The sequence below is a fragment of the Lentzea sp. NBC_00516 genome (assembly GCF_036346835.1).
GTDB classification, from domain to species: domain Bacteria; phylum Actinomycetota; class Actinomycetes; order Mycobacteriales; family Pseudonocardiaceae; genus Lentzea; species Lentzea sokolovensis.
Map to the genome: position 1 here is coordinate 9003476 of NZ_CP107840.1, position 26446 is coordinate 9029921.

At 68.9% G+C, this 26446-nt stretch carries 27 protein-coding genes and 1 riboswitch; of the genes, 18 read left to right on the plus strand and 9 right to left on the minus strand.

The window, feature by feature from the left end; translation table 11 throughout:
- Window positions 1–888 (plus strand): hypothetical protein, encoded by an 888-nt coding sequence (locus OG205_RS41825; protein ID WP_330273307.1) that lies wholly within the window; start codon window positions 1–3, stop codon window positions 886–888.
- Here the strand turns inward: OG205_RS41825 and OG205_RS41830 are convergent.
- Window positions 852–1331 (minus strand): SRPBCC family protein, encoded by a 480-nt coding sequence (locus OG205_RS41830; RefSeq protein ID WP_330273308.1) that lies wholly within the window; start codon window positions 1329–1331, stop codon window positions 852–854. The two genes, OG205_RS41825 and OG205_RS41830, sit on opposite strands and share 37 nt — an antisense overlap.
- Before the next feature lie 59 nt (window positions 1332–1390).
- Between OG205_RS41830 and OG205_RS41835 the strand changes: the two genes are divergently transcribed.
- Window positions 1391–1927 carry a TetR/AcrR family transcriptional regulator gene (locus tag OG205_RS41835; RefSeq protein ID WP_330273309.1) on the plus strand — a complete coding sequence of 179 codons (537 nt, stop codon included), beginning with the start codon at window positions 1391–1393 and terminating at the stop codon, window positions 1925–1927.
- On the opposite strand, the gene OG205_RS41840 is transcribed toward OG205_RS41835, so the two are convergent.
- Window positions 1928–2863: a M28 family metallopeptidase gene (locus OG205_RS41840; RefSeq protein ID WP_330273310.1), complete on the minus strand. Its 936-nt coding sequence runs from the start codon at window positions 2861–2863 to the stop codon at window positions 1928–1930. It lies immediately after the preceding gene.
- A 113-nt stretch (window positions 2864–2976) separates the two neighbouring features.
- On the opposite strand from OG205_RS41840, the gene OG205_RS41845 reads away from it, so the two are divergent.
- From OG205_RS41845 to OG205_RS41865, 5 genes are all read left to right on the plus strand, one after another.
- Window positions 2977–4464, plus strand: coding sequence for a potassium/proton antiporter (locus OG205_RS41845; protein WP_442916665.1), 1488 nt, complete (start codon window positions 2977–2979; stop codon window positions 4462–4464).
- Window positions 4465–4537: 73 nt separating this feature from the next.
- A riboswitch (SAM riboswitch) is annotated at window positions 4538–4652 on the plus strand.
- Window positions 4653–4689: 37 nt separating this feature from the next.
- Window positions 4690–6021 carry an aminotransferase class V-fold PLP-dependent enzyme gene (locus tag OG205_RS41850; protein ID WP_330273312.1) on the plus strand — a complete coding sequence of 444 codons (1332 nt, stop codon included), beginning with the start codon at window positions 4690–4692 and terminating at the stop codon, window positions 6019–6021.
- Between the two features lie 23 nt (window positions 6022–6044).
- A complete protein-coding gene (gene lspA, locus OG205_RS41855) occupies window positions 6045–6839 on the plus strand; it encodes a signal peptidase II (protein WP_330273313.1) in 795 nt (264 codons plus the stop codon).
- A gap of 101 nt (window positions 6840–6940) precedes the next feature.
- Window positions 6941–7825 (plus strand): RluA family pseudouridine synthase, encoded by an 885-nt coding sequence (locus OG205_RS41860; protein ID WP_330278350.1) that lies wholly within the window; start codon window positions 6941–6943, stop codon window positions 7823–7825.
- A gap of 73 nt (window positions 7826–7898) precedes the next feature.
- A complete protein-coding gene (locus OG205_RS41865; RefSeq protein WP_330273314.1) occupies window positions 7899–8489 on the plus strand; it encodes an NAD(P)-dependent oxidoreductase in 591 nt (196 codons plus the stop codon).
- On the opposite strand, the gene OG205_RS41870 is transcribed toward OG205_RS41865, so the two are convergent.
- Window positions 8478–9374: a LysR family transcriptional regulator gene (locus tag OG205_RS41870; protein WP_330273315.1), complete on the minus strand. Its 897-nt coding sequence runs from the start codon at window positions 9372–9374 to the stop codon at window positions 8478–8480. The two genes, OG205_RS41865 and OG205_RS41870, sit on opposite strands and share 12 nt — an antisense overlap.
- Before the next feature lie 23 nt (window positions 9375–9397).
- Between OG205_RS41870 and OG205_RS41875 the strand changes: the two genes are divergently transcribed.
- The gene (locus OG205_RS41875) at window positions 9398–10159 is read left to right on the plus strand and encodes an inositol monophosphatase family protein (protein ID WP_330273316.1); all 762 of its coding nucleotides are present in this window, start codon (window positions 9398–9400) and stop codon (window positions 10157–10159) included.
- On the opposite strand, the gene OG205_RS41880 is transcribed toward OG205_RS41875, so the two are convergent.
- Window positions 10156–10989, minus strand: coding sequence for an AsnC family protein (locus tag OG205_RS41880; protein WP_330273317.1), 834 nt, complete (start codon window positions 10987–10989; stop codon window positions 10156–10158). The two genes, OG205_RS41875 and OG205_RS41880, sit on opposite strands and share 4 nt — an antisense overlap.
- Before the next feature lie 214 nt (window positions 10990–11203).
- Here OG205_RS41880 and dnaE point away from each other — a divergent pair, with 214 nt between their 5' ends.
- Window positions 11204–14716 carry a DNA polymerase III subunit alpha gene (gene dnaE, locus OG205_RS41885; protein ID WP_442916862.1) on the plus strand — a complete coding sequence of 1171 codons (3513 nt, stop codon included), beginning with the start codon at window positions 11204–11206 and terminating at the stop codon, window positions 14714–14716.
- Here dnaE and OG205_RS41890 read toward each other — a convergent pair.
- Together OG205_RS41890 and OG205_RS41895 are read right to left on the minus strand one after the other, a co-directional pair.
- On the minus strand, window positions 14713–16314 hold the full coding sequence (locus tag OG205_RS41890; protein ID WP_330273319.1) for an MOSC domain-containing protein: 1602 nt from the start codon (window positions 16312–16314) through the stop codon (window positions 14713–14715). The genes dnaE and OG205_RS41890 overlap by 4 nt on opposite strands.
- Window positions 16314–16802 (minus strand): CGNR zinc finger domain-containing protein, encoded by a 489-nt coding sequence (locus OG205_RS41895; protein WP_330273320.1) that lies wholly within the window; start codon window positions 16800–16802, stop codon window positions 16314–16316. The genes OG205_RS41890 and OG205_RS41895 overlap by 1 nt, the downstream gene beginning before the upstream one ends.
- 84 nt (window positions 16803–16886) lie before the next feature.
- On the opposite strand from OG205_RS41895, the gene OG205_RS41900 reads away from it, so the two are divergent.
- The 5 genes from OG205_RS41900 (at window position 16887) to OG205_RS41920 (ending at window position 21303) form a co-directional block, all read left to right on the plus strand.
- Window positions 16887–17735, plus strand: coding sequence for a DUF427 domain-containing protein (locus tag OG205_RS41900; protein WP_330273321.1), 849 nt, complete (start codon window positions 16887–16889; stop codon window positions 17733–17735).
- The gene (locus tag OG205_RS41905; protein WP_330273322.1) at window positions 17732–18388 is read left to right on the plus strand and encodes an SDR family oxidoreductase; all 657 of its coding nucleotides are present in this window, start codon (window positions 17732–17734) and stop codon (window positions 18386–18388) included. The genes OG205_RS41900 and OG205_RS41905 overlap by 4 nt, the downstream gene beginning before the upstream one ends.
- Window position 18389: 1 nt before the next feature.
- Window positions 18390–18794, plus strand: a complete 405-nt coding sequence (locus tag OG205_RS41910) for a VOC family protein (protein ID WP_330273323.1) — start codon at window positions 18390–18392, stop codon at window positions 18792–18794.
- 36 nt (window positions 18795–18830) lie between these two features.
- Window positions 18831–20036 carry a cytochrome P450 family protein gene (locus OG205_RS41915; RefSeq protein ID WP_330273324.1) on the plus strand — a complete coding sequence of 402 codons (1206 nt, stop codon included), beginning with the start codon at window positions 18831–18833 and terminating at the stop codon, window positions 20034–20036.
- 64 nt (window positions 20037–20100) lie between these two features.
- Window positions 20101–21303: an adenosylmethionine--8-amino-7-oxononanoate transaminase gene (locus OG205_RS41920; protein WP_330278351.1), complete on the plus strand. Its 1203-nt coding sequence runs from the start codon at window positions 20101–20103 to the stop codon at window positions 21301–21303.
- Here the strand turns inward: OG205_RS41920 and OG205_RS41925 are convergent.
- The gene (locus tag OG205_RS41925) at window positions 21276–21518 is read right to left on the minus strand and encodes a glutaredoxin family protein (RefSeq protein WP_330273325.1); all 243 of its coding nucleotides are present in this window, start codon (window positions 21516–21518) and stop codon (window positions 21276–21278) included. The genes OG205_RS41920 and OG205_RS41925 overlap by 28 nt on opposite strands.
- An 81-nt stretch (window positions 21519–21599) precedes the next feature.
- Here OG205_RS41925 and bioD point away from each other — a divergent pair, with 81 nt between their 5' ends.
- From bioD to OG205_RS41945, 4 genes are all read left to right on the plus strand, one after another.
- On the plus strand, window positions 21600–22319 hold the full coding sequence (gene bioD / locus OG205_RS41930) for a dethiobiotin synthase (RefSeq protein WP_330273326.1): 720 nt from the start codon (window positions 21600–21602) through the stop codon (window positions 22317–22319).
- A gap of 70 nt (window positions 22320–22389) precedes the next feature.
- Entirely contained in the window at window positions 22390–23406 is a 1017-nt protein-coding gene (gene bioB / locus OG205_RS41935; protein ID WP_330273327.1) for a biotin synthase BioB, read from the plus strand.
- The gene (gene bsaP / locus OG205_RS41940; protein WP_319977297.1) at window positions 23406–23603 is read left to right on the plus strand and encodes a biotin synthase auxiliary protein BsaP; all 198 of its coding nucleotides are present in this window, start codon (window positions 23406–23408) and stop codon (window positions 23601–23603) included. The genes bioB and bsaP overlap by 1 nt, the downstream gene beginning before the upstream one ends.
- A gap of 13 nt (window positions 23604–23616) precedes the next feature.
- Window positions 23617–24210 (plus strand): DUF2567 domain-containing protein, encoded by a 594-nt coding sequence (locus OG205_RS41945; protein ID WP_330273328.1) that lies wholly within the window; start codon window positions 23617–23619, stop codon window positions 24208–24210.
- Window positions 24211–24230: 20 nt separating this feature from the next.
- Here OG205_RS41945 and OG205_RS41950 read toward each other — a convergent pair whose 3' ends face one another.
- Window positions 24231–24953 carry a putative hydro-lyase gene (locus OG205_RS41950; protein ID WP_330273329.1) on the minus strand — a complete coding sequence of 241 codons (723 nt, stop codon included), beginning with the start codon at window positions 24951–24953 and terminating at the stop codon, window positions 24231–24233.
- Window positions 24950–26194 carry an MFS transporter gene (locus OG205_RS41955; protein ID WP_330273330.1) on the minus strand — a complete coding sequence of 415 codons (1245 nt, stop codon included), beginning with the start codon at window positions 26192–26194 and terminating at the stop codon, window positions 24950–24952. The genes OG205_RS41950 and OG205_RS41955 overlap by 4 nt, the downstream gene beginning before the upstream one ends.
- Window positions 26195–26446 lie beyond the last annotated feature (252 nt).

A 26446-nucleotide genomic window follows, 5' to 3' on the forward strand; every position in this document is an offset into this window, starting at 1 on the left:
GTGGGCGCCGCTGTGTTGATCACGGGTGTGCTGGTCGCACCCACCGCCGCACAAGCGGAGACGGGATGCGAGTGGATCAGGACTGATCTGCCGATTCCAGCAGGTCAGTCCTCGATCGGCACTCTCGCCGGCGCCGGCGACTGGCTGGCCTCGACGACCTGGGGCCAGTCGGTCGTGGTCTGGCATCAGGAGGTGCCGGAGACGGTGACGTTCCCGGTACAGCGGTCTTCCGTCGACATCAACCGGAACGGTGTGCTGCTCAGCGCCGGTGAGGACGGGCGGTGGCGTGGCGAGGAGAAGCTTGGCGAGTTGCCCGGCAGGTCGTCGACGGTGCACTCGATCAACGCCGACGGTGAGGTGGTCGGCAAGTCCGGTGGAGCGTTGGCGGTGTGGCCGGCCGGGGTGGCCTTGCCGCGGTTGCTCGAAGGCACCGACGACGGGCGGTCGTGGTGGACTGAGGGAATCGACGACGCGGGCAACGTCGTCGGTGGCGTCGGCGGAGACGGGCCGCAGCGGTACTACGTGTGGAATCGGCAGGGCGAGCGCGTCGAACTCCAGCCGCTGGAGGGGCACTACCAGGTGTTCCCGAGTTTGATTCGGGACGGTCGCGTCTACGGGGCGTCGGCGGTGGAGGGTGACTACCGGGGAATCTCGGTGGAGTGGAACCTGCGGGGCGAGATCGTCCGCACGCTGCCCGGCGGCGCTGTCCTGGCCGCCAACGACGCTGGTGACGAGATGTCGCGCTGGGAGTCGGGGGCCGCGGTGCAGCGTGCGGACGGCAGGGTCGACCCGTTGCCCCACGACGTGTTCCCGGACGTGCTCGCCGAGAACGGCGACGTGTTCGGCGGGCTCTACTTCGCGGGTCCCGTGAAGCTGCGCTGCGCCTGACGGTTCATCTGCGATTCGACCACCCGCCGCACCAGCCGGACCCAGGGCGACCACCTGGCCGGTGCGGCGGGCTCGCGTCCCGCCGCGCGTTCGAAGTTGTCGAACAGGTCCTCCAGGCACGCGTCGTGCAGCCAGCGGACCACCAGCGTCCAGCGGATCCGCGCGACCAGCGGGAAGTCGCCCACCAGGTCGTGCCGCACGACGGTGCCGGACGCCGACAGGGTGTGCGTGCCGTGGCCGTCGCGGAACGCGAAGGTGATCGACTCGCCGGGTGTGAACGAGGTGCAGCGGTAGCGGATCGGGCCGTGGCCGCCGTCCGCGCCGACCCCCAGCGGGCGGTCGAACTCCTGCTTGCCCCACGCGGGTGGCCAGAGTTCCTGGATGCGGTCGACGAACGGGCCCGCGGGCACGCCGAGGTCGCGGGTGTGGACGTTCCTGATCATGAGGATCCCCTTCCATACGCTGCCGTATGTTCCTGAAACGTACGGTAGCGTATGGAAGCGTGGTGCGGCGGAATCGCGATGACTGGACTGAGATAGCGCTGAGAGCGCTGGCCGACGGCGGGCTCACCGCGGTGGCGATCGAACCGCTGGCCGCACAGGCCGGGGCCACGAAAGGCAGCGTCTACCACCACTTCCCGAACCGCGAGGCGTTGCTGAAGGCGACGGTCGAGCGGTGGGAGCGGGAGCACACCGAGAAGGTCATCGAGCTGGTCGAGGCGGAGAAGTCACCGCGGGACAAGCTCAGGACGTTGTTCGGCACGGTGCTCGACCGCGGCCGCAAGGGCTCGGTGGAGATGGCGTTGCAGGCGGGCGCCGAGAACGAGGTGATCGCGCCGGTCCTGCGGCGCGTCACGGAGAAACGCTTGAGCTACCTGACCGAGCTGTTCGAGCAGCTCGGGTTCGACCACGAGCACGCGAAGAAGCGCGCGCTCATCGCGTTCAGCCTCTACCTCGGCCAGGCGCAGATGTGGGCGACCCTGCCCGGCCTCGTCGAACCGGTGCTCGACGAGGCCGTGCAGGTGCTCACCGCGAAATGATCAGGCCGCCGTGTTCCACAACGCGTAGGCGATCACGTCCGCGTTGCGGTCGAGAGCCGTGGCGTTGACGTTCGACGTGGTGTCGCAGGAGCGGTGGTAGCAACGGTCGAAGGCTTGACCGGCCGTGCCACCCCACTTCGCCGCCTGCGCCGAGGTCTTCGTCTGCTCGGCGCCGGTGAAGGTGCCGCCGGTCGGGATGTTCGCCCGTGCGAACGCCGCGTGGTCGGAGCGGCCGCCGACGTTGGTCAGCTCGGTCTGGACGCCGATCGTGTTGAAGCCCGCCTGCAGCCGCTGCTGCAGCGCCACCGAACCGGTGGGCTGGCCGTCGGCGCCGTTGTAGACAAAGTAGCCGGGGTTCGGCGAGCCGGTCATGTCGAAGTTCAGGTACGCCTTGATCCTCGACTTCTCGGTGGTGGACAGGGAGTTCACGTAGGCCGTCGAGCCGCGCAGCCCGAGTTCCTCCGCGCCCCACCAGCCGAACCGCAGGTGCTTGGTCGGCTGGAAGCCGGTTGCCTTCACCTGGAGGGCGACCTCCAGGATCGACGCGGAACCCGTGCCGTTGTCGTTGATGCCGGGGCCCGCCGTGACGCTGTCGAGGTGACCACCCAGCATGACGACGTTGTTCGCGTCGCCGCCGGGGTAGTCCGCGATCAGGTTGTAGCCGGTGGCGCCGCCGTAGGTGAACGACTGCACGCGCGTCGTGTAGCCGGCCGCGTCGAGCTTGCTCTTGACCCAGTTGATCGAGGCCAGGTACCCCGGTCGTCCGTGAGCGCGGTTGCCGCCGTTGGCGTTCGCGATCGACTGGAACTGGTTCAGGTGTGCTTGGACGTTCGCGACGCTGATGTTCGGTGCCGCCAGAGCCGCAGGGGCGGCCGCTTGCGCTGTTGTTGCTCCGGTCACCATCAAGGCGGCCGCCAGCGCGATCAGGATCCTCATGGTTCAACTCCGTGCAGGGTTAGGGATTGAGCCACAGATCAACATGCTCCACCGCGCATGAGCCCGGTAGAGGCGATCGTCGGATTCGTCGGAATCGGTGGTGATCAACCAGAATGGTCCAGGTGGGTGACGTCACGGTCGTTCTGGGCATCGGCGCGGCCGTACTGCTGATCTCCGTGATCGCGGTGCGGGTGTCGACTCGGCTTGGGCTGCCCTCACTCCTGCTGTACCTCGGCATCGGCGTGCTGCTCGGCGAGGCCGCGTTCGGCATCAAGTTCGACGACGCCGACCTGACGCAGTCCCTCGGCATCGCGGCGCTCGTGCTGATCCTGACCGAGGGTGGCATCACGACCCGCTGGAACGCGGTGAAGTCCTCGCTGTGGCTGGGCGTCGCACTGTCCACAGTGGCCGTTGTGGTCAGCGTGGCGGTGACCGGGACGGCACTGCACTACCTGCTCGGACTCGACTGGCGGATGGCGTTGCTGTGGGGCGCGGTGCTGTCGTCCACCGACGCGGCCGCCGTGTTCAGCGTCCTGCGCTCGTTAGGCGTGGGGCCGCGGCTCACCGGTGCGCTCGAACTGGAGTCCGGCCTCAACGACGCGCCCGTCTACATCGCCGTCGTGCTGCTGGCCTCGTCGGACGCGATCTCGTGGACCGCGCCGCTGCTGGTGATCTACGAACTGGGCGTGGGCGCGCTCATCGGCGTCGCCCTCGGCTATCTCGGCGGAGCCGGGCTCAGACGCGCGGCACTGCCCTCCACCGGTCTGTACCCGCTCGCCACAGTGGCGGTGTGCGTGATGGCCTACACGGCCGGCGACCTCGCGCACGCCTCCGGATTCCTCGCCACCTACGTCGCCGCGCTGGTCCTGGGCAACGCCCGCCTGCCGCACCGCGCCGACACCCTCTCGTTCGCCGAAGGCCTCGGCTGGCTCGCCCAGATCGGGCTCTTCGTGCTGCTCGGCCTCTACGCCTCGCCGTCGCGGCTGCTCGACGTGCTGTTCCCCGCCCTGGTCGCGGGCGTGGTGCTGACGTTCGTGGGCCGGCCGCTGTCGGTGTTCCTCGCCTCGCTGCCGTTCAAGGTGCCGTGGCGGGAACAGGCCTTCCTGTCCTGGTCGGGGCTGCGCGGCGCGGTGCCGATCGTGTTCGCGCTGATCCCGTTGATCCAGGGGGTCGAGGGCGCGCGCGAACTGGTCGACGTGGTGTTCGTGCTGGTCATCGTGCTGACGGTGGTGCAGGGCACGACGCTGCCGTTCCTCGCCCGGCGCCTCGGGCTGGTGAAGACGGGGGAGGCGCAGGAGGTGCAGGTCGACTCCTCGCCGCTCGACGAGCTGGGCGCCGAACTGCTGCAGGTGCACATCCAGCGCGGGTCGAAGCTGCACGGCGTCTACATGACCGAACTGCGGTTGCCCGTCGGCGCCACAGTCAGCCTCGTGGTGCGCTCGGGAAAGAGTTTCACGCCACAACCGACGACCCGGCTGCAGACGGACGACCAGTTGCTCATCGTCACCACCGAGGAAGCGCGCGATGCCGCTGAGCGGCGCGTACGTGCCGTCGACCGCGCCGGTCGCTACGCACGGTGGAAGGGCGAGACCGGCGATTAGTCGGTCACCGACGCTTCCCAGCATCTGAATCAGGTGTCGACGAGCGCGTCGGCCTCCGCTAACGTCGTTGACAGGTCATGAGAGCCAGCGTCAAGCCCAAGCTTGCTGGCCGGCAACCCTCCAACCGCGGTGGGGTGCCCTTGGTGAGGACCTGGTCCGGCGCGTGGGGCGCCGGTCAAGCGCGGGCCTTCGCACAACGGGGCCCCTGGCCTCGGAGGCAGCTCGATGACGCTCGCGATCACCCCTGGAACCACCACCGCCGTTCCGGCTGTCGTCGGCGCTGACCTGCGGGTTCCGCTCGTCACCGGAGAGCGCGTCACCTACGCCAACCTCGACCACGCGGCCTCGGCGCCCTGTCTGCAGGAAGTGCGCGACGCCGTCGACGAGCTGCTGCCCTGGTACGCCAGCGTGCACCGCGGCGCCGGGTTCGCCTCGCAGGTCTCGACCCGCGTCTACGAGCAGGCCCGCGACCGCATCCGCCGGTTCGTCGGGGCGCACTCCTCCGACGCCGTCGTCTTCACCCGCAACACCACCGATTCGCTGAACCTGTTGGCGCGCAGCGTTCCCAAGAACACCGCCGTCGTCCTGTTCGACAGCGAGCACCACGCGGCACTGCTGCCGTGGCGTGGGCCGAACGTTCAGCGTGTTCCCGCTCCGTCTTCGTCCGGTGCTGCTGTGGTCGCACTGGACCGGGCGTTGGCCGCCGCCCCGGTCGGCCCTCGGCTCGTGATCGTCACCGGGGCGTCCAACGTCACGGGGGAGCTGTGGCCGGTCGCGGAGCTCGCGAAGGTCGCCCGCCGGCACGGCGCGCGGATCGCGCTCGACGCGGCCCAGCTCGCCCCGCACCGCCCGATCAACGCCCGTGAGCTGGGCGTCGACTACATCGCGTTCTCCGGCCACAAGATCTACGCGCCGTTCGGCGCGGGTGTGCTGGTCGGTCGCGCGGACTGGTTGCAGCAGGCCCAGCCGTACCTGGTCGGCGGGGGTGCGACCTCGAAGGTGACCGACCACGGCGACCGCCTCGGCGTGGCCTGGTCCGCGGTGCCCGAGCGGCACGAGGCCGGCAGCCCGAACGTCGTCGGTGTGCACGCCCTGGCCGCGGCCTGCGAGATCCTGTCGCGGCACTGGGAGCAGACCGTCGCGCACGAGCAGGAACTGCTGACGCGCCTGCAGAACGGCCTGCGCTCGATCCCCGGCCTGCGCGAGCTCGCGATCCTGACCGACGCCGACAAGGTGGGCGTCGTGAGCTTCACCATCTCCGGCTTCGACGCGGGCTTCCTCGCGGCGGCGCTGTCCGCCGAGTACGGCATCGGTGTGCGTGACGGAGCGTTCTGCGCGCACGTGATCGTGGGGCGTCTGGTCAAGCAGGTCGGAGCGCACGAGGAACGCGCCGTGCGCGCGTCGATCGGCCTCGGCACGACGCCCGAGCACGTGGACCGTTTGGTCGCGGCGCTGCGCACTCTCGTCACCGAGGGTCCGAAGTGGACCTACGCGCAGCGCGACGGCCGCTGGGTTCCCCAGGACGACAACCGAACCCTGCCGCCGTTCCTCGCGTAGTCCCTGTAGTGGACAATGACCTGGTGAGTGACGAGGCCAAGGCCGCGGAGAAAGCTGCCGAGAAGGCTGCCGGGAAGGTCGCTGACAAGCCGGTGGAAGCGCAGGTCAGCGAGCCTGAGACGGCCGCGACGCCCGCGATCGTGGTCGAGGAACCGGCCGCGGGCAGGACCGAGGAGGAACCGGCGGAGTCCCCCGCGAAGGCGGAGGAGGACGACGACGAGTTCTCGATCTCCGGTTCGATCTCCGGCTCGTTGCCGGAGCCGCGGACGAAGATCCTCGCGCTCCTGGCCGGCGGCGTGCTGGCCCTGGACGTGCTCACCAAGGTCGTGTCCGTGGCGTTCCTCGAGGGCGCCGACCCGATCAAGCTCTTCGGCGGCGTGCTCTACCTGACGTTCGTCCGCAACCCCGGAGCCGCGTTCGGACTGGCCGAGGGGCAGACGTGGATCCTCGCGCTGATCGCGCTGGGCGTCGCCGGGTTCATCCTCTGGATCGCGCGCAACCTCCGTTCGCAGGGCTGGGCCGTCGGCCTCGGCCTGGTGCTGGGCGGCGCCGTCGGCAACCTCGCCGACCGCCTGTTCCGCGAGCCGGGCCCGATGCGCGGCCACGTCGTGGACTTCCTGTCGCTGTTCGACCCGTACGGCCGGGTGTGGCCCGTGTTCAACGTCGCCGACATGGCGATCGTCGGCGGTGGCGCCACGATCATCGTGCTGGCGCTGCTGCGGCACGACTACGACGGGACCGTCCACAAGGACGAGCCCGCGCTCGTCGTGGAGCCCACGCCCACCGCGGAGTCCGACGGTGCGGCGGAGTCGAAGTAGCTGCTCCTGGTAGATTCAGCGGGTTCTGCAAGGAGAAGAAGGTCGAGGCACCCCGCGTGAGCGGATACCGAACGCTGCCGATTCCCGACGGTCTGGACGGCATGCGCGTCGACGCCGGCCTCGCGAAGTTGCTCGGCCTGTCCCGCACCGTCGTCGCGGCCATCGTCGACTCCGACGAGGTGCTGGTCGACGGCCGGGTCGTCGGCAAGTCCGACCGGCTCATCGCCGGGTCGACGCTGGAGATCACGCTGCCCGCGCCACCGCAGCCGGTCACCGTCCAGGCGATCCCCGTCGAGGGCATGGTCATCATCCACGAGGACGACGACATCATCGTCATCGACAAGCCCGTCGGTGTCGCCGTGCACCCGTCGCCGGGCTGGACCGGGCCGACCGTCGTCGGAGGGCTCCTCGCCTCCGGCCACCGCGTCGCCACGTCCGGTGCCGCCGAGCGCCAGGGCGTCGTGCACCGGCTCGACGTCGGCACGACCGGTGTGATGGTGGTCGCGAAGTCCGAGTCCGCGTACTCCGCTTTGAAGCACGCCTTCAAAGAGCGGACCGTCGACAAGGTCTACCACGCGATTGTGCAGGGCCACCCGGACCCGATCAAGGGCACCATCGACGCGCCGATCGACCGTCACCCGAAGCACGACTACAAGTTCGCCGTGATGCAGGACGGCAAGCCGTCCATCACCCACTACGAGGTGATGGAAGCGTTCCGGGCCGCTTCGCTGGTCGAGGTGCACCTGGAAACCGGGCGCACGCACCAGATTCGCGTGCACTTCTCGGCGCTGCACCACCCGTGCGTCGGCGACCTGACCTACGGGGCCGACCCGACGCTGTCCAAGCGGCTCGGGATCACGAGGCAGTGGCTGCACGCGCGTCAGCTCGGCTTCCACCACCCGGCGGACGGCCAGTGGGTCTCGTTCACGTCCGAGTACCCGGAGGACCTGTCCGCGGCGTTGGAAAAGCTGCGCGAAGAAGGCTGATTGCGTTTGGGTAAATCACCGGTTGACGACATTGCACTTGATGTTAATCGGTGTGCTCAATAGCGTTCTCGGCATGCACCTGACCATTCTCGCGGCCTCGGGCCGGACCGGTTTCGCCCTCACCCGCCAGGCGTTGGAGCGCGGCCACGTCGTCACCGCGATCGCCCGCGACCCGAGCCGGATCACCCTCGACCACCCGAACCTGCGCAAGGTCGCCGGCGACGTGAGCACGCCGTTGAGCATCGACGCCGATTCCGTCGTCCTGTCCGGCCTCGGCACGGACCGGGCGGGCGTCCTGCTCGACGGTGCCAAGGCCGTGGTCGCCGCCGGACCGCGCCGGATCATCTGGCTCGGCGCGTACGGAACGGGCGCCTCCGCCGACGCGGCGGGAGAGGGCGCCGCGGTGCTGTGGAAGGTGATGGGCGACCGGATCCCGGACAAGATCGCGGCCGACGACACCGTCCTCGCCGCCGGTGGCACCGTCTTCCACGCCGGCGTGCTCAGCGACGAGCCCGGGAGCCCCGGCCGCACGGTCGGCCTGGACGACGCGCCGCCGTTCGACCTCACCGCGAAGGTCAGCCGCGAGACCGTCGCCGCCGCGATGCTCGACGAGGCCGAGAACCCGCGCTTTCCCGGCGCCGTGGCGTTGCCGCTACCGGGCTAGGACCTCGGCGAGGATCGTCCGCACCAGGTCGCGCAGCCACGCGTGGGCGAGGTCGGAGTCGTAGCGCTGGTGCCAGTTGCAGTTGATCGACGCCTCCGGTGACTCGGCCGGCAGCGGCCGGGTGACCAGCCCGAACGCCTCGATCAACGGCCGGCAGAGGATCGCCGTCGTGGTGATCAGCGCGTCGCTCGCCGCCGCGATCTGCAGGGCCGAGTGAACGGTCGCCACGGTCGCGATCACCTTGCGCTGCAAGCCTTCCGCAGCCAGCAGCTCGTCGATCGGGGCGGTCAGCCGGCCGCGCCGGGAGACCACCACGTGCGGATAGGCCGCGTACGCGCGCAGATCCAGTTCGGCGCAGGGATGGCCGGACCGCATGACCACGGCGAGCGGGTCGGTGCCGAGCGTCTCCGAGCGGAACTCGGGGAGGCCGGGCGTGCCGCCGCCGAGTTCGAGGTCGACCCGGCCGTGCCGCAGGTCGTCGGTGTCCGCGGACTGCTCGGCGAGCACCCGCAACCGCACGCCGGGCGCCTGCTCCGCGATCCGCGCGATCAACGCCGGCACCACCGACGAGGCGAGGGCGTCGTGGCACTGGATGGTGAACGTGCGCTCCAGTTCGGCCAGGTCCAGCTCACGGCTCGGCGCCAGCACGGCGTTGGCCTCGCGCACCAGCCGGCGCACCTCGTCGGCGATCCCCAGCGCGTACGGCGTGGGCGTCATCGTGTGGCCGGTCCGCACGAGGATGTCGTCGCCGGTCACCTTCCTGATCCGCCCGAGCGTGCGGCTGACCGCGGGTGACGACAGGTGCAGCCGCTGCGCCGCCCCCATCACGCTGCCCTCGTCGAGCAGGGCGTCCAGCACGGTCAACAGATTCAGATCCGCTTGCATGACAGTCAATCTTGGAGGAAGCAGTGCTCACCGCCACCACCGCCGCCGTCCGCCGTGCCGGAGCGCGCATGCTGAAGCGCTACTCGACGGAGTCCCGCGCCTCCAGCCTCGCCGAGATCGTCGAGGCCGTCCGGGCCAACGACGCCGCCGTCGTCGACCTGCTCAGGCCGGAACTGGCCGAGATCCGCCCGGACGCGCGCTGGCTCGACGACGAACACGGCTCCGGCCCGCTCGAAGCAGGCGAGTGGTGGCTGGTCGACCCGGTCGGCGGCAACATGAACGCGGTCCACGGCATGACGGACTGGAACATCGGTGTGAGCCTGGTCCGCGACGGCCGCCCGGTGCTCGCGGTCGTCTACTTCCCGCTGTTCGACGAGATGTTCACGGCCACCGAGGGCGGCGGCGCGTTCCTGAACGGTGTCCGGCTCAAGGTCTCGGACAAGACCTCATTGGACGGCGCGCTGGCCGGCACCGGTCAGGCTCAGCCCGGCCAGGGCCCGGAGATGGCGGACCGCGTCGGCGCCGCCTACAGCGCGATGGCGAAGGAAGCCCTCTACGTCCGGATCTCCGTGCCGGTGACCCATCAGCTCGCCCAGGTCGCGGCGGGACGGATGGACGTGCACTGGCAGTACGACAACGTGCGCGCGCACGCGTCCGGTGTGCTGCTCGTGCAGGAGGCGGGCGGTGTCGTCACGGATCTCGACGGCAAGCCGTGGGAGCTGACGACCCGCGAGTACCTGGCCGCCGCACCTGGCGTGCACGCGGCAGCACTGGCCCTGCTTTAGTCCTCGACGGTCCAGACCAGGGTGTTCAGGTCCACCTCGGGGCGCACGCTCCAGCGGACCTGGATCACCTGGGTCTCGTCCGGCAGCACGAACACGCTGTGGCCGCCCGCGGTCTCGCCCGGCGCCACGCCGAGCTTGTGCGCGGGCCGGGAGGACAGCGAGACGGGCGCCTTCGTCACGGTCTCGCCGGTCTTGGTGACCAGGACGAGGTACATGTCGGGCAGCGAGGTGTACGGGACCTGCGAGGTGTTCGTCACCTCGGTGTGCACGACCACGGACCGTTCGCCCTCGGCGAGCTTGTAGCCGGCGGCGGTGAACAGGAAGTCCGCCGGGTCGACGACCTCGATCAGCTGGATCGACAGGCGGGCGCCTTCGAGGCTGTCCGCCTCCAGGGCCGTGCCGATCTTGCCGGTCCGCGAGACGACAGGCTTGGGCTGCGGCTGGTCCGCGCGCACCCAGCCCGCTGACTGGGGCGGGCCCCAGGTGGCCTGGGGCTGGGCCGGGAACGGCTGGCTGACCGGACCCTGAGGAGGGTAGGGCTGCTGCTGGACCGGGTGGGGGCCGCTCTGGTTCACCGCGTACGGGCCGGACGGCGGACCGCCCACGTAACTGCCGTAGGCGGCGGCGTTGGCCAGCGCCCGGCGCACCCCGTTCGGGTCGCACTCCACGCCCACGAGCAGCGGAAGGCCGCTGCCGGAGAGGGTGATCAGACGCATGGCGGCCTCGCGCGGGTCCATCCCCAGGCGCTGGGCGATCTCGTGCACGGCGGCGCGACCTGACTCGGCGAGAACAGCGAGCAGGCGGGCGTCTACGGGATCGGGGGGCACCACGAAAAGAACGCTACCTGGCGGTCTGGAACACCGTGCCACCGCCTGTCCGGATCGAGATCACGGCGACAAACCCCCGAGCCTCCGTGAGGTGATCTTCGAGGCGGGATAGGGTTGGCGGATCCGGATTTCGCGTCCTTCCCACGCGTCCGTTCGATCTCCTGGAGGTACCGTGGCGGACTCGTTTGTGCACCTGCACGTGCACACCGAGTACTCGATGCTCGACGGCGCGGCCAAGGTGGCCCCGTTGTTCGAAGAAGCCGAGCGGCTCGGCATGACCGCTGTCGGTATGAGCGACCACGGCAACATGTACGGGTCCGACGAGTTCTACCAAACGGCGATGAAGACCGGCATCAAGCCGATCATCGGCATCGAGGCCTACCTCGCGCCGCACAACCGCCTGCACAAGAAGCCGGTCGCCTGGGGCGATCCCGGCCAGCGCAGCGACGACATCTCCGGTGCGGGCGCGTACACGCACATGACGATGTGGGCGCGCAACGCGGACGGCCTGCGCAACCTCTTCCGCCTGCACACCGAGGCGAGCAAGACGGGCTACTACTACAAGCCCCGCATGGACCGCGAGCTCGTCGCGGAGCACTCCGACGGCATCATCGCCACGACCGGCTGCCCGTCCGGCGAGGTCCAGACCCGGCTGCGGCTCGGCCAGGTCAACGAGGCGTTCCAGGCCGCGGCCGACTACCAGGAGATCTTCGGCAAGGAGAACTTCTTCCTGGAACTGATGGACCACGGCCTGGAGATCGAGCGCCGGGTCCGCGACGGCCTGCTGGAGATCAGCAAGAAGCTCGCCATCCCGCCGCTGGCGACCAACGACAGCCACTACGTCACCAAGGACCAGGCGGACACGCACTCCGCGTTGCTCTGCGTGCAGTCCGGCAAGATGCTGACCGACCCGAACCGGTTCAAGTTCGACGGTGACGGCTACTACCTGAAGTCGTCCGAGGAGATGCGGCAGATCTGGAAGGACCTGCCGGAGGCGTGCGACAACACGCTGCTCGTCGCGTCGATGGTCGAGTCCTACGACGACATCTGGAGCGTCAAGGACCGGATCCCGAACTTCGAGGTGCCCGAGGGCGAGGACCAGGCCTCGTGGTTCCGCAAGGAGATCCAGCGCGGCCTGGAGTGGCGGTTCACGGGCCAGGAAGTCCCCGACGAGTACATCAAGCGCTGTGACTTCGAGGCCCAGGTCATCATCGACAAGGGCTTCCCGGCGTACTTCCTGATCGTCGCCGACCTGATCAGCTACGCCCGCAGCGTGGGCATCCGCGTCGGTCCCGGCCGTGGTTCCGCCGCGGGCGCCGCCGTGTCGTGGGCGATGGGCATCACGAACATCGACCCGATCCCGCACGGTCTGCTGTTCGAGCGGTTCCTGAACCCCGAGCGCACCGCCATGCCCGACATCGACATCGACTTCGACGACCGCCGTCGTGGCGAGATGATCCGCTACGCCAGCGAGAAGTACGGCGCCGACAGGGTCGCGCAGGTGATCACGTTCGGCACCATTAAGACCAAGGCCGCGCTGAAGGACTCGGCGCGTGTCCACCACGGTCAGCCGGGCTTCGCGATCGCCGACAAGATCTCCAAGGCGCTGCCGCCGCCGATCATGGCGAAGGACATCCCGCTCAACGGCATCGTCAACAAGAGCCACCCGCGCTACGGCGAGGCCGCCGAGGTCCGGTCGCTGCTGGAGTCCGACTCGCAGGTGAAGGAGATCTTCGACACCGCGCTCGGTCTCGAGGGCCTGATCCGCAACGCCGGTGTGCACGCCTGCGCGGTGATCATGTCGAAGGACCCGCTCACCGAGTCCATCCCGCTCTGGTACCGCGACGACGGCTCGTTCATCACCGGCTGGGACTACCCGTCGTGCGAGAACATCGGCCTGCTCAAGATGGACTTCCTCGGGCTGCGCAACCTCACGGTGATGGGCGACGCGATCGAGAACATCGAGGCCAACCGCGGCAAGGACGCGGTCCCGGACTTCGACAAGCTCACGCTCGACGACCCGGAGACCTACGCGCTGCTCGGCCGCGGTGACACGCTCGGCGTGTTCCAGCTGGACGGCGGGCCGATGCGCGACCTGCTGCGCCGCATGCAGCCGACGACGTTCGAGGACATCGTCGCGGTCGGCGCGCTGTACCGCCCGGGTCCGATGGGTGTGAACGCGCACAACGACTACGCGGACCGCAAGAACGGCCGTCAGGAAGTCAAGCCGATCCACCCGCAGCTCGAGGAACCGCTCAAAGTGATCCTCGGCGAGACGCACGGCCTGATCGTCTACCAAGAGCAGATCATGTTCATCGCCCAGGAGGTCGCGGGCTACTCCATGGGCCGCGCGGACGTGCTCCGCAAGGCGATGGGCAAGAAGAAGGCCGAGGTCCTCGCCAAGGAGTTCGAGGGCTTCCAGCAGGGCATGCGCAACGACCCGCGCGGCTTCTCCGACGACGCGATCACGGCGCTGTGGGACACGATCCTCCCGTTCGCCGGCTACGCGTTCAACAAGTCGCACGCGGCCGCGTACGGCCTGATCTCGTACTGGACGGCGTACCTCAAGGCGAACTTCCGCGCCGAGTACATGGCCGCCCTGCTCACGTCGGTCGGTGACAACAAGGACAAGTCCGCGGTCTACCTCGCCGAGTGCCGCCGCCTGGGCATCAAGGTCCTCCCGCCGGACGTCAACGAGTCGGCGCTGCGCTTCGGTGCGGTCGGCACGGACATCCGCTTCGGCCTGGGCGCGATCCGCAACGTCGGCGCGAACGTCGTCGAGTCGATCATCAAGAGCCGCAAGGAGAAGGGCGCCTACACGTCCTTCACGGACTTCATGGACAAGTCCGAACTCGTCGCCTGCAACAAGCGTGTGATCGAGTCACTGATCAAGGCCGGCGCGTTCGACGCGTTCGGCCACCCGCGCCTGTCGCTGATCCAGGTGCACGAGGACGCGGTCGACGCCGTCGTCCCGATCAAGCGCAAGGAGGCGGAGGGACAGTTCGACCTGTTCGGTGGTGACAGCGCCGACGACCAGGACGACAGCAGCTCTCCGTTGGCGCACCTCAAGTTCGGCGCCGAGGAGTACCCGCGCAAGCAGATGCTGAGCCTCGAGAAGGAGATGCTGGGGCTGTACGTGTCCTCGCACCCCCTCGACGGCGCCGAGCGGATCCTGCGCAAGTACGCGCCACGGCCGATCGCCGTCGTGCTCGACGATCCGCCCAAGGAAGGCGAGCTGATCGTCTCGGGCATGATCTCGTCGATCGAGCGCCGGGTGAACAAGAACGGCCTGCCGTGGGCGATCACGGTCATCGAGGACCTGGACGCGTCCATCGAGGTCCTGTTCTTCCCGAAGTCCTACGAGGTGCTGCGCGACGACCTGGAGCTCGACTCCGCCGTGTGCATCAAGGGCAGGGTGAACTGGCGCGACGACAAGATGGCGATCTTCGGTGACGGTGTCGTCCCGCTCGACATCAGCGACGCGGAGGCGAACCCCGGCGCGGACCCGCCGCTCGTCCTCGGCCTGCACACCAAGACGCTCACGCCGGAGCTGATCGAGGAACTGAAGAGCGTGTTCAAGACGCACGAGGGTCAGGTCGCCGTGCACCTGGAGGTGCAGAAGCGCGACAAGTCGAAGGAGATGATGGTGGTGGGCAACTTCCGGGTGAACACGACGCCGTCGCTCTTCGGTGACCTCAAGACGATCCGCGGCATCACGATCCACCGTTAGAGATCCAGGACCAGATCGGTTTCCGGTCGCGCGCAACAGATCAGCGCGCTGCCGGGAGCCGGCGGTTCCAGCGGGTCCGGCCGGTTGACGACCGTGCCGGACAGCACCGGGGTCACGCAGGTGTGGCAGACGCCGGTGCGGCACGACCAGCGGGTCGGGACGTCGCAGGCCTCGGCCAGGTCGAGCAGGCTCGTGTCCTCTTCGCGCCACGCCACCGTGAGGCCGCTGCGGGAGAACGTGATCTTCGGGCCGGTGCCCTCCAGCGCAGGTTGGTGCGGTGCAACGGTTGCGGTGCCGACCAGGCCTGGGTTGATGGCCGTGCGGGCGCCGAACAGTTCGGTGTGGATGCGGGCCGGGTCGAGGCCGAGGCCGATGAGGGCCTCGCGCATGTCGTCCATGAAAGCGTTGGGGCCGCACAGGTACGCGCTCGCGTTGGCAGGTAGGTCGGTGAGGTTCTCGCGGGTGAGCCGGCCGTTGTCCGAGTAGTGGACGAGCTCGTGCGCGGGGCTGAGTTGCCGCACTTCGGTGGCGAACGCGTTGTCGGTGGAACGGGTGGTGTGCAACCAGAAGACCTCGCGGCCGGTGCCCTTGAGGGCGTGCAGCATCGCGAGCACCGGGGTGACGCCGACTCCCGCGGACAGCAGGATCACCGGTTCGTCGCCGGGGTGCAGCGTGAAGTCGCCTCGGGGAGCGGCGACGTCGAGGGTGTCGCCTACCTTCACGTGGTCGTGGAGCCAGGTGCTGACCACGCCGTCGCGTTTGACGCTGATCCGGTACGAGTCCGAGGAGATCGAGTAGCTCCGCACGCCTGCCGGCACGCGGACGGTCAGGTATTGACCAGGTTCGGGACGCGCCAGGTCCTCGGCGGCGAGGTGGAACGACGTCACGGACGGGCTCTCCGGCACGATCGCCTCGACCCGCAACTGGCGGAATCCCTGCCAGCCAACGGGTTCAGGCTCCGCGGGCGTCAGCAGGTCGCGGAACGAACCCTGCCAGCCAGGGCTCAGGGCGGGGATGTCGACGGCCTTCTCGAGCTGCTCGGTGTCGCGGTCCGGCAGGTACAGCAACGCGTCGATCGCGGCCACGCTCATCCGGTGCCGGCCTACCTCGGTGCGCACGATCTCGTCGCCTGCCTGGACTTCGCCCTCGGTGATGACCCGCAGGTAGAAGCCGGGGCGGCCGTGCGCGACCATCAACGACGGCATCCGCGGCTCGGCCAGCCGCATGCCGACGCGGTAGCAGGTGACGCGCGGCTGGGTGACCTCGAACTCGGCCGTGCCGATGCGGAACCGGTCGCCGATGTGCACGTCGGCGTCGGCCAGGCCTTCGACGGTGAAGTTCTCCCCGAACTGGCCGTACTCGAAGGTGCGGCCCAGCTCCGACCGCCAGTGCTCGTACGACTCCCGTTGGTAGACAAGAACAGCGCGGTTCTCGCCGCCGTGCCCGCCGAGGTCCCCCTGACCGTCACCGTCGATGTTGAGCCTGCGGACCGTCAACGGCCCGGTGACCGGCTGCTTGAAGATTCCGGTGTGGACGGTCCGGTCGTGCCAGGAAACGTCCTTGGGTAGTCCGACGTTGAGCGACAGCAGGCGGGCCATCACTTGTCCCCTCGCGTGCGCTGGTAGTGGCGGCGAGCCTTCATCCTGTTGCCGCAGACGGCCATCGAGCACCACCGGGCGCTGTTCGGCTTGCTGTGGTCGATCAGGAACAGCCGGCACTCGGGGTTCGCGCACGCCCGCAACCGGCCAGGGCTCGACACCCGCAGCGCGTCCCAGGCGAGCACGGCCCGTGCGGCGGCGGTCCGTCCCTCGGGCAGGTCGAGGTGCCACACCACGCCGGACGCGTCGACGGAGGCCGACTGCCGGACGTCCTCGACGAACGGTGCCAGCGTCGCAGGTCCGGCCTGGCCCCGCACCACGGACTGCAGGGCGTCACGTGCTGCGACCAGGGCGCGCCACTCGTCGTCGGAGGCGGGCTGGTCGTGCTCGGTCAGCCACCGCGGACCTGCCTCCGCGAGCTCGTCATGCTGCACGCCGTCCATCACCGGCGTCGTGTTCAGCAGGCCGAGCAGCAGTCCCTCGTCCATTCCTAACCTCCAAAGTGACCCTTTACAGGTTATAGGACACTCTGCCTAACTAGCAACCATCACTTAAAGGGTTAGGAGATGGTCATGGGTCTGTCGTGGCAGCAAGGGCCGTTGGGTGCGAAGGCCGTGGGCCGGTTCCTCACGCCGGAGCCGTTGCCGGAGCGGCTGTTGTTCGCCGAACCACTGCGCCGCCGGATGCGGGTGCAGCTTGCGGGCGAGTGGGTCGCGGACAGCGAGGACGTGGTGCTGCTGCACGAACCTGGCCGTTATCCGGTCGCGTACTTCCCGCGAGGTGACGTCACGGGCCTCGAAGAAGAGACACGCACGACGAACCACCGCGACCTCGGCGCGACGGCGTGGTTCGCGGTGGGGACGGCGAAGCACGCGGCGTGGCAGCACATCGACCTGCCCACCCATGCGAAGGTGCTGGAGAATCGGGTCGCTTTCGCCTGGCGCGCAATGGATGCGTTCTACGAGGAAGACGAGCGCATCGTCGGACACGCGGCCGATCCGTACCACCGCGTCGACATCCGGCAGGCCACACGCCACCTCGTCGTGCGCGACGGCGACCGTGTCATCGCAGACACGACAAGGCCGCTGGCGCTGTACGAATCGGGTTTCGCGCCGCGCTGGTACGTGCCGCGTGAGGACATCGACGCGTCGGCGCTGAAGGACGTCGAAGGCGAGACCTTCTGTCCCTACAAGGGTTTGGCGAGCTACTACGACATCGGGGACCGCAAGCGCGCCGCCTGGTCGTACCCAGAGGCGTGGGCCGAGTCCGCCCGGATCTCGGACTGGGTCTCCTTCGAACCCGGCGTCGTCGACGTCTACCTCGACGACCGGAAGCTGGCCTTGGAGCCAGGGCAAACCGTTGTGCCGCACGGCGTCGACCGCGGCCTCACTCCCGACGAGATCAAGGAGCAGCAGCGATGAAGGTACTGGTCATCGGTCGTGACAGCGGCATCGCCGGGGCGGTGGCGGCCAGGGTGCGCGACGCCGGCGGCACCGTCGTCCTGGCCGGGCGCAACCAGGACGAGCACGTCGACCTGACCGACGAGAGCAGCGTCGCCGCGCTCGCCGAACGGATCGGGAGCGTCGACCACGTCGTGTCCACCGCGTCGGCAAGGGCGCGTGGCACCGTCGCGGACCTCGACCGCGACGCCGTGCGGGCCTCGTTCGACGTCAAGGTCATCGGCCCGATCCTGCTGGCCAGGCACTTCGCGCCGCGCATGCCGCGCGACGGTTCGTTCGTCTTCTTCTCCGGTGCCTCCGCCCGCAAGGTCATGCCGGGCATGCTCGCGGTCGGTGCCACGAACGCCGCCGTGGACGCGGTGACCAGGAGCCTCGCCGTCGAGCTCGCGCCGATCCGGGTCAACGCGATCTCGCCCGGCACCGTCGACACCGGCGCCTACGACGGCCTCGGCGCGGAGAAGAAGGCCGCGCTGTTCGCTTCCCGCGAGGCCACGAGCCCTGCCGGACGCGTCGGACAGGCTCCGGAGATCGCCGACGCGGTGTTCTTCGCGCTCACCAACTCGTTCATGACCGGCATCTCGCTGGGCGTCGACGGCGGCGAGGTGCTGGTCTGACATGGACTACCGCATCGAGGTCGTCACATTGCCCGTCAGCGACGTGGATCGGGCCATCACCTTCTACACGAAAATGGCCGGATTCGAGTTGGATGTCGACTATCGGCCGAATGACCAATTCCGCGTCGTACAGCTCACTCCACCGGGATCAGCGTGTTCGATCCAGTTCGGCACGGGAATCGGCAACTACCTCGTGGTGAGCGACATCGAGGCCGCGCACCGCGACCTCGCCGGGCGTGGGCTGCAGGTAGGGCCGTTGCGACACAAGGCGGGCATGCCCGACTGGCAGGGTGAGTTCGTCCCCGGCAGGGACCCCGCTCGCCGCAACTACGCGAGCTTCTTCGACTTCGCGGACCTGGACGGCAACACGTGGACGGTCCAGGAACGAAGGCCGCTCGAGAAATAGTGGCGAGGGTTGAGTAAACGGGGTTAACTGGGTGAGGTGACGACACTCACCCGGTTGCCCGACGACTACATCCAGAACCCGCACGCGGTGCACGGCCTGCTGCGCGCCGAGGGGCCGGTGCAGGAAGTGATCCTGCCGCACGGCCTCAAAGCCTGGCTCGTCACTCGGTACGACGAGGCGAAGATCGCTCTCACCGACCCCAGGGTCAGCAAGAACATCGCGGAGGGCGGCCACCTGATGGCCAAGCACTCCACGGCGACGCACGTACGCCGCGAGGTAGAGCCGACGCTCGCCGTCCACATGCTCAACCTGGACCCGCCCCACCACACCCGCCTGCGCAAGCTCGTGACCAAGGCCTTCACCGCCCGCCGCATCGAGCTCATGCGGCCTCGCGTCGAGGAGATCGCGGCCGAGCTGATCGCCAAGCTGAACGACGGCGACGAGGTCGACCTGCTGGAGGCCTTCGCGTTCCCGCTGCCGATCACGGTCATCTGCGAGCTGCTCGGCATCCCGATCGACAACCGCGACGACTTCCGCGAGTGGTCGAACCAGTTGCTGTCCTTCGGCACGCCCGAGCAGGTCCAGGCCGCGGCCTCCGCGATGGCCGGCTTCCTGTTCCAGCACGTCACGGCCATCGCCGAGGCCGAGCCGAACGACTCGTTCTTCTCCGCTCTCGTGCACACCGATGACTCCGGTGACCGGCTGAGCACCGAAGAGCTGATCTCGATGGCGTTCCTGCTGCTCGTGGCGGGCCACGAGACGACGGTGAACCTCATCGCCAACGCGGTGCTCGCGCTGCTGAAGAACCCGGAGCAGCTGCAGGTCCTCAAGGACCGCCCGGAGCTGATCCCGGCGAGCACCGAGGAGTTCCTGCGGCTGGAGGGGCCGATCAACCTCGCGACGTTCCGCTACACCAAGGAACCGATCGAGCTCGGTGGCGTCACCGTGCCCGCCGACGAGATCCTGCTGGTGTCGCTGATCGCCGCGAACCGCGACCCCCAGCGCTACGAGAACGCCGACCAGCTCGACGTGACGCGGTCCGCGCAGGGCCACGTCGCGTTCGGCCACGGCATCCACTTCTGCCTGGGCGCCCCGCTGGCCCGGCTGGAGTTCGACGTGGCACTCACGCAGCTGCTCGCCCGGTTCCCGAACCTGACGCTCGCCGCCGAGCCGGAGACGTTGGGGTGGCGGGACAGCACGCTGGTCCGCGGCCTGCACACCCTGCCGGTGCGCCTCGCCTAATCTCAGCCGGGTGGACGACCTGCTGAAGCTCGACCAGGCGCACGTCTGGCACCCGTACGGCCCGATGCCGGGCACCCAGGAACCGTTGCTCGTCTCGGAAGCCTCGGGTGTCCGGCTGACGCTGGCGGACGGTCGCGAGCTCGTGGACGGCATGTCGTCCTGGTGGGCGGCCATCCACGGCTACCGCCACCCCGTGCTGGACGCGGCCGTCACCGACCAGATCGGCCGGATGAGCCACGTGATGTTCGGCGGGCTCACGCACGAGCCCGCGATCAGGCTCGCCGCGAAGCTGGTCGAGATCACGCCTTCTGAGTTGCAGCACGTGTTCCTGTGCGACTCCGGCTCGGTGTCGGTCGAGGTCGCGGTGAAGATGTGCCTGCAGTACTGGCGCTCGCAGAACCGGCCGGAGAAGCACCGTCTGCTGACGTGGCGCGGCGGCTACCACGGCGACACGTTCAACCCGATGTCCGTCTGCGATCCCGAAGGCGGGATGCATTCGTTGTGGCGTGGAATTCTGCCGGAGCAGGTCTTCGCAGACGCGCCGCCGGCGGAGATGGACACCGCGTACGTCCAGCACCTCGCCGACCTGATCGAGGAGCACGCGGGTGAGCTGGCGGCGATCATCGTCGAGCCGGTCGTGCAGGGCGCGGGCGGCATGAGGTTCCACGACCCGCGCTACCTGCACGTTCTTCGTGAACTCGCGTACACGCACGACGTGCTTCTCGTGTTCGACGAGATCGCCACGGGTTTCGGGCGCACGGGCGAGCTGTTCGGCGCCGACCACGCGAACGTCAGCCCGGACGTCATGTGCCTCGGCAAGTCGCTGACCGGCGGTTATCTGACGATGGCCGCCACCCTGTGCACGTCACGGGTTGCCGACGGGATCAGCAAGGGCGAGGTGCCGGTGCTCGCGCACGGGCCGACGTTCATGGGCAACCCGCTGGCGGCGGCGGTGTCGCTGGCGTCGATCGACCTGCTGCTGTCCCAGGACTGGAAGCGTGAGGTCGCGCGCATCTCGGCCGGTCTGACGGCCGGACTCGCGCCCGCACGCGCGTTGCCCGGCGTTCGGGACGTGCGCGTGCTGGGCGCTATCGGCGTCGTGCAGCTGCATGAGCCGGTGGACATGGCACGAGCCACCAAGGCCGCTGTGGACGCGGGCGTGTGGCTGCGGCCGTTCCGCGACCTGATCTACACGATGCCGCCGTTCATCAGCACGGACGACGACATCGCGGCGATCTGTCAGGGCGTGATCGCGGCGGCGAGCTGAGTGTCGGTCGGCTCGACCAGGAACTCGCCGTTCGGCAGCACGACGACGGGGATGTTCTTGCGGCCCGCGATCGCGATGGCCCTGTCCCGCGCCTCGTCGTCGTTCTCGACGTCGACGTAGGTGAACGGCACGTTGTTGCGGGTCAGCCACGACTTGGCCCGGCGGCAGTCGCCACACCATTCGGCGCCGTACATCACGATCGGTTGCTCGGTCATGGGATCACCCTATGTGACCGCCGTACTCCGCGAGCGGCCTGCGAGGCCCCGAGTGGGGTGCAAGGCCTAAGGTGAGGATCTGTGAGCGTGCTGGTGATCACCGGAACCGGGACAGAGGTCGGCAAGACCGCCGTCACCGCGGGCATCGCGGCGCTGGCCAGGGCAGAAGGCAGACGGGTCGCGGTGCTCAAGCCCGCGCAGACCGGCCTGCTGCCCGGCGAGCCTGGCGACGTGGCGGAGGTGGCGCGGCTGGCGGGCGACGTGACGACCCGTGAGCTGGCCAGATACCCCGACCCGTTGGCGCCCGCCACCGCGGCGAAGCGGGCGGGCATGGCGACCGTGCGTCCCCAAGACGTCGCGGCCGAGGTCTCCGCGCTCGACAAGACCCACGACCTTGTGCTGGTCGAGGGCGCCGGCGGGCTGCTCGTGCGGTTCGACGAGGGCGGGACGACCCTGGCCGACATGGCGTGGGCGGTGAACGCACCCGTCCTGATCGTGGCTCAGGCCGGGCTCGGCACGTTGAACACGACCGCGCTGACGGCCGAGGCGTTGCAGCGGCGTGGGCTCGAGTCGATCGGGGTCGTCGTCGGCAGCTGGCCGTTGCACCCGGACCTCGCCTCGCTCACGAACCTGGCCGACCTGCCGGAGGCGGCGGGCGCCCCGTTGCTCGGCGCTCTGCCCCAAGGTGTGACGAAGCTCGGTTCTGTGGATTTCCTGGCCGTTGCCAAGAGATCGTTTTCACCGTGGTTCGGCGGCGAGTTCGACCCGGAGACGTTCGCGGCTCAATTCGCGGTCCAGTGATCTACGTCGCTCCACGATGAAGGATTCAGTGCGGCATAGTGCACGCCAGGCCACAGGAGGAGGAGAGACCGTGACCGCAGCACCGGAACAGATCGACGTGCTCGACGAAGCTCGTGAGCAGGTGCTCGAACGAGGCGTCGGGCTCACCGAGGCTCAGGTGCTGAAGGTGCTGGAGCTCCCGGAGGACCGGGTCCCCGACCTGCTGGCGCTCGCACACGAGGTCCGTGAGCGCTGGTGCGGCCCCGAGGTCGAGGTCGAGGGCATCGTCTCGCTCAAGACCGGCGGCTGCCCGGAGGACTGCCACTTCTGCTCGCAGTCGGGCCAGTTCCCCTCGCCCGTGCGCTCGGCGTGGCTCGACATCCCCGGCCTGGTCCGCGCGGCGCGGCAGACCCGCGACACCGGCGCGACCGAGTTCTGCATCGTCGCGGCCGTGCGCGGCCCGGACAAGCGGCTGCTCTCGCAGGTGCGCGACGGCATCAAGGCCATCCGCGAGGACGGCAACGACATCCAGATCGCCTGCTCGCTCGGCATGCTCACGCAGGAGCAGGTCGACGAGCTCGTCGCGATGGGCGTGCACCGCTACAACCACAACCTCGAGACGGCCCGCTCGCACTTCCCCGAGGTCGTGACCACGCACTCCTGGGAGGAGCGCTGGGACACGCTGCGGATGATCCGCGACGCCGGCATGGAGGTCTGCTGCGGCGGCATCATCGGCATGGGGGAGACGCTGGCGCAGCGCGCGGAGTTCGCCGTGCAGCTCGCGGAGCTGGAGCCGGACGAGGTTCCGTTGAACTTCCTCATCCCGAACCCCGGCACGCCGTACGAGAACTACCCGGTCGTGGAGGGCGCCGAGGCGCTGCGCACGGTCGGCGCGTTCCGGCTGGCGCTGCCGCGCACGATCCTTCGGTTCGCCGGCGGCCGTGAGCTGACGTTCGGCGACCTGGGCGCGAAGCAGGGCATGCTCGGCGGCATCAACGCGATCATCGTCGGCAACTACCTGACGAACCTCGGCCGTCCCGCGCAGCAGGACCTCGACATGCTCGAAGAACTGTCGATGCCCATCAAGGCGCTCAGCCAGACCCTGTGATGATTACGACCGTGTACTGCTCCTTCTGCGGCAAAGAGGAAGCTGACGGCGACCACGCGTTCTGCCGTCAGCGCCTGTCCATGATCGACCCGCCGCGGTACTGCGCGGAGTGCGCGCGCCGCATGGTCGTCCAGGTGACCCCGGACGGCTGGACGGCGCGCTGCAGCCGCCACGGAGAGACCATGTCGGCTCGGTAGTAACCTCTCGCGAATGGACGAGAAAGCAGCGCCGGTGCGCATCGAACCCGTGCCGGAGCCGCCGTACGTCTACCACTACTACATGCGGCCACGGCCGAAGGTCGTGGTGAAGCGGGACCTGCTGCCGGGCTTGGTGGTGGCGCTGACGACGTTCGCGTTCGGGCTGCCCGCCGCGTACCTGTGGTCGTGGCTGGCCCCGGCGCAGCTCAAGATCGTCTCGCCGCAGGACGGCAAGTTCTACCCGATCGGGGTGGAGAGCTACCACCGGCTCGACGCGCTGATGGTGTTCGTGCTGATCGGGTTCGGCGCCGGCGTGGTCACGGGGATCGCGACGTGGCTGCTGCGGCAGCGGCGCGGGCCCGTCGTGATGCTGGGGATGACCGCCGGCTCGTTCGCGGCGGGGTGGATGGCGCAGTGGATGGGCGTCAAGCTCGCACTGGGCGGCTATCCGATGCCAGCGTCGATCAAGCCGAACGACACGTTGCTCATCGCGCCCGCACTGGAGACGTGGTGGGGACTTCTGGCGTGGCCGCTCGGTGCCGCGCTGGCGTACGGCTGCTGCACGGCGTGGAACGGCCTGGACGACCTGGGGCGACGCCTCGGCTGAGGCGCCGCCCTCGCGGTGGCCTATCCGACCCGATAGGCGAAGTCCGGCATGTCCGTGACGAACATCTGACCGGGCGCGTGCGTGATCGCGAACGGTGGCTTGGACTTCATCAGCACCGCCTGTGGCGTCACGCCGCACGCCCAGAACACCGGCACGTCACCGGGTTCGTGCTCGACGGAGTCGCCGAAGTCCGGTTCGCCGATGTTCCTGATCCCGAGCATCTTCGGGTCTCCCGCGCCGACCGGTGCCCCGTGCACCGACGGCATGAGCGCGGTGACCTTGTGTGCTATGTCCACAAGGGACTCCGGAATCCAGCGCATCGACACGACCATCGGGCCGTGCAACCGTCCGGCAGGCCTGCACTGGATGTCCGTGACGAACATGGAGACGTTCTTCTGCTGCTCCACGTGCCGCAGCGGCACTCCGGCGTTGGTCAGTGCCGTCTCGAAGGTGAAGCTGCAGCCGATCAGGAACGTCACCAGGTCGTCGCGCCAGTGCTCGGTCGCGTTCTCGGGTTCCGCTACGAGCTCGCCGTTCTCCCAGATGCGGTACTGCGGTGCGTGGGTGCGCACGTCCGCGTCCTGCTTGAGGGCACTGACGGTCTCGCCCGCGTCCAGCACGTCGAGAACGGGGCACGGCTTGGGGTTGCGGTGGGTGAAGAGGAGGAAGTCGTACGCCCAGTCCCTGGGGATGGCGATCAGGTTGGCCTGCGCCTGTCCCGGCGCTTGTCCCGCGGTCGTCATTCCAGCTCCTTGTTGACCGTCTCCGGCAGCCAGATGAGTGCGATGACCGCGATTCCGTACGCGGCCGCCCCGAACAGCATCGCACCGCCGATGCCCAGCCGGTCGGCCATGAAGCCGACCACGCCGGGGAACACCGCGCCGAACGCGCGCCCGAAGTTGTAGGTGAAGCCCTGGCCGGTGCCCCGCAGCTGCGTCGGGTAGAGCTCGCTGAGGTAGCTGCCGAACCCGCTGAAGATCGCGGACATGCAGAACCCGAGCGGGAAGCCGAGGAACATGACCAACGTGTTGGCGCCGTTGGGAATCTGCGTGTAGGCCACGATCAGCAGCGCGCTGGCGACGGCGAAGACCACGAAGGTCTTCTTGCGCCCCAGGTAGTCCGTGAGGTAGCCACCGCACACGTACCCGATCCAGGCGCCGACGATGAGGAACGCGAGGTACCCGCCCGTGCCGATGACCGTGAGGCCGCGCCCCGTCTGCAGGAACGCGGGCAGCCACAACGCGAGCGTGTAGTACCCGCCCTGCACGCCGGTCGCGAGCAACGCGGCGAACACCGTGGTCTTGAGGATCGGACCCTGGAAGATCTTCGGGAACGTGCCGCGTTCCTTGAGCTGCGCCTTGGCTTCCGGCGCGTCCTCGACGTTGCGGCGCACGTAGAAGATGAGGATCGCGGGCAGCGCGCCCGTCCAGAACATGATGCGCCAGGAGATGGCCGGGTCCGCCAAGCTCGCCACCAGTGTGTTGACGATGACCGCGAGCCCCCAGCCGACCGCCCACGCGCTCTGGACGAACGCCACCGTGCGGCCGCGGTACTTCGGCTTGCAGTACTCGGCCACGAGGATCGCCCCGGCCGCCCACTCGCCGCCGAAGCCCAGTCCCTGCAGGGCGCGGAAGACCAGCAGGGTCTCGTAGTTGGTCGCGAAGCCGCACAGCACGGTGAAGAACGCGTACGCCGCCACCGTGATGATCAGCGTTTTCGAGCGGCCGAACCGGTCGGCCATGACGCCCGCCACCGCGCCGCCGATGGCGCTCATGAGCAGCGTGCTCGTGCCCAGCAGGCCTGCTTCCGCCTTGGTGAGGCCGAAGTAGCCGCTGATCGCGACCAGGCTCAGGGGCAGGACCCAGTAGTCGTAGGAGTCGAGCCCGTAGCCGCCGAAGGCGCCGACGAACGCGCGCCTGCCCTTCTGGCCGAGACTGCGGAACCAGGCGAAACGGCCTGTCTCCTCGGTCATGGACGTGCTCATGGGACACCTCGCAGCGTGGTGGAGGAGTGGTCGAGTGTGATGTGGACCTCAGAGTAAGGATTGTTCAACAATCCCACAAGGCCACAATTCAACGATCCGACGATCGGCGTGCCGGGGATGGGCTTGATGGCGCCTGGCGGCGCGGCTCAACGGTGCTGCGGGCACAGCTCGGCGACCCTCGTGGGAGGCGGGCGTTCCGGTGGTGCGGATCAGGGTGGCCCCGTGAAGTGCAGAGGCATTCGGGGGCGATGT